At 44.8% G+C, this 3,271-nt stretch carries 2 protein-coding genes; both read right to left on the reverse strand.

All coding sequences use genetic code 11. The features are described 5' to 3' along the window. Positions 1-2,612 (reverse strand): fibronectin type III domain-containing protein (locus V7Q33_RS20395; RefSeq protein ID WP_333821077.1); only part of this gene is annotated, 2,612 nt, incomplete at its 3' end. Between the two features lie 144 nt (positions 2,613-2,756). Next, a complete protein-coding gene (locus tag V7Q33_RS20400; RefSeq protein ID WP_331980927.1) occupies positions 2,757-3,218 on the reverse strand; it encodes a four helix bundle protein in 462 nt (153 codons plus the stop codon). Between the last annotated feature and the right edge of the window lie 53 nt (positions 3,219-3,271).

The following is a 3,271-nucleotide window of genomic DNA, read 5'->3' on the forward strand; positions in this document are numbered from 1 at the left end:
TCCTCAAACAACCCGATCACTATATCTGTATAGCGCATTTTATCCCACTGGTATTTATATAGTTTGTTACCACTGGGATAATCCATCAGGTTGTCGGTGGCACCTTTAGTGAGGGTGAAGTTGGGTTCTTTGAAAGTGTGGTGCAGGCCGAAGGCTCCGTGGCCAAGCTCGTGGGCCATGGTGCGCATAAGCGCAGATTTATCAGCGCCATGACGATCTACAAAGATGAAACCGGCTTGCTTGCCGCGTGGCATATAGCCGAGACCATCGCTGCTCTTCGGGTTGTTCACGAGGAACAGATAGAATGTCTCATCCTGCAACTTGCCGAAGGCTTTGATAACCTTCTTCATGTCGTCTGTATAGTTGGAGAGGAGTTCGCTATCGCCATCATCGAATGAGTCACCTAAAGCAACTTCTATGGGCGAGGCTATACTTACTTTCCAGTCTACTACAGCTTGCTTATAGATAGCATTGAGCGAATCTTCTATTATCTGCGGCGTGAGTCCGGAAGGAAGTGTTGTAGTATTTACCGGAACGATTACAACAGAGTTCGATATCTTATTATAGGATACTACATTCAACTTACCAAGTACTTGTACTTTCCCTGTATCAGACGCGCTATAGAGTGCAAGCAAACCTTCTTCGGTGCCATCGCTTCCTCCACGAACAGAAAGGGTGGTTTGATTATTTGCAAAAGGCTGTGCCTGTAAGGCAACACCACTTTGTTCAAACTTAATCTGATTGGCATCTACACCTGTACCGCTTAATATAGCCGTCACTACATCCGTAACACCACCGGAGGCTACCGACTTCCACGCAACGGAGTAATTTTTCAGTTGCTCGTAATCTTTACCGATCGCATCGTATTTACGCTGATCGAATCCATACTGCATGTTGGCATTGGCTGCGAACTTCAGCGACAGGTTATATTCACGGTTACCCGCTTTCGCAGCAACATCAGCTGTTACTTTGTGGACATTTCCTTTCTTGTCCACTAAATATCCATTGTCGTTATCATCTTTAACAGCGGCAGATGTGCCTGCCGGTAATCGTGTTTCTGTTCCTTTGTTATCCACTATTACTACAGAGCCGTCAGTATCTTTATATACAGAGCTTATACCATTTTTAACGGTGATCGCGGAATCAGCAACAAAGGAGTTAGGATCGAACTGTTCAGGTAAATTTTCTTCGATGGTGTTAAGAGCTGAGTCGGCAGTATTCAATACTTCCGTGAGACCGTTCATAGCATCCATCACTCCGGAAGGAATAATATCCACAGCTGCTCCGGTAACGTTCATATAGCCGTTCACCATGCGCAGCTCTTTGTTTACCGATATATCGGAGAATGATGTTTTTACTTTTGCCTTGTTGAAGTATGGCACTTCAATTACTCCTTCACCACTGAAAACACCATTGCTGCCGGTAACCTTTGTAAGTTTTACATCGAAGTCGCCAGCTTGTATAATGTCGCCAGCTTTGAGTGAACCGGTAAGCTCCTTCGGATCTATATTGAATGTTCCCATCGGCGCACCACAGGCATACTCTGCCTCGGGTAACGGGTTGGTGGTAACTTTCGCTACGGTTGAATACTGACCGTCATAAAATCCACACGTAGCAGCAACCTGGTATTCGTATACCGTTGCTGGTTTCAATGAGTATATATCGGCATTGGCAGACGTTACGTTGTTCTCATACCAGTTGGTGGTTCCGGCTTCACGATAGCGGACTCTATAGGCTGTGTGATTGAACAGACCATCCCATGCCAGGCTGAACTTGGAAGTTCCGATTGAAGTGGCGTTTATACCCGTAGGCAGATCGCAGGCATCGCCATACACGAAGCTGATCACTTCGCTATAGCCATTGTTTTTAAAGAGGTCAAGCTCATCTACACCGGCTATGCTGCGGGCACGAACGCGGAATGCATAACGTCTTCCTGGCTCAAGCGGCGTTTCGGCAGGTCCGTATACAACGGTAGTGCTGCTGGTAGTAGTCTCAAATATAGGAGGTGATGTGAGGATCGCATCATTCGGATTGCGGGTGGATGGCCATACTTCCACCATGGTTACATCGTAGTTCGTTGTAAAGGCAGAGTTGGGAGAACCGGTATGGCGAGGTGTCCACTGTAACAAAATGTTCTGTGGACTCTGTACTTTCAGTTTCTCATTTTGTCGTGGAAGGTTTACGATAGGAGGATCATTCAGAATCATCCACGCAGTACCACAGGCTGTATTTGATATCTTGGCACCACGGTTATATTCTAACACTTCGAAACAAAACTGGTATACACCTTCGGGTAATTTTCCACGCTGATCATACTCTCTTCGGGTAATTCCCTGGAAGTTGAGGTTATTCGAATTAAAGTAGTCAGCCAAATCTGTACTGATAAGGCGCATTGGTACGCCACCTTGTATGCTTATAGGCGCTGGTCTATACTCGGGCTTTGTCTCGATCGTTACCCCCTGCCCTACGATGCGCAGGCGAAAGCGTACATCCAGGGAAGGACGCGCTATATCGGCCAGGAATATATTCAGTGCCAGTCGCTCTGTTCCCGACTCTACATAGTCAGCAAGATATAGTGAATATGGAGGTGTGAGCTGAACAGTAGCCTGCACAGGATATACTTGTGCAAGAGATATCCTGCCTATAACCAAAAGAAAAACAAAAAGTAAAGAGCTAAGCGGTTTCAATGGAGCGTATCGGGTTAGAGTTCAAGGTTTAAGGTTCAAAGTTTAAGGTTCAAAGTTGAGCTTCAGAGTTTAAGGTTCAAGGTTGGTCGACTCAAGGTTGAGCATTTTATAATTTGATGTAGTATATACTTCTTCTGGTTCCCTTACATACTTGGTTCCTTTATAGGTGCTTTGATTGAGATACGTTATCAGCCCTGATATCAGTTTGGTGATAAGAAGTACTTGTTCTTTCAGCTCTTGAAAAATTTCCGGAGATATGTGATGGCGGTCGAAAGCTCTATATAATTGCGATCGCACTTCACCTGCCGAACCTTTGGCAATTGAAAGGAATTGAACAAATTCCCTATTCCCATTTCTTTCAAAACCTTCCGCTATATTATCCATAATTGATCCTGAAGCACCGGTGATCTGATCACGTAACTTATAGTCAGTATAAAAGCTTCCCTTTAAACTCAATGCATAAATCCTATCGGCCAAAACCCTGGCTTTCTGCCACGCCTCTATCTCCTCAAATGATCTGATTGATGCCATAACACCCAACTTTAAAACCTTGAACTTTGAACTTTAAACTTTGAACTTTAAAC

Origin of the sequence: Ohtaekwangia sp., from assembly GCF_036786105.1 — a bacterium.
Classification (GTDB): Bacteria; Bacteroidota; Bacteroidia; order Cytophagales; family Cyclobacteriaceae; genus Ohtaekwangia.

What these genes read in the sequence shown, in the direction of transcription:
- V7Q33_RS20400 (WP_331980927.1), bottom strand. Translation starts at nt 3,218, where the DNA reads ATGGCATCAATCAGATCATTTGAGGAGATAGAGGCGTGGCAGAAAGCC.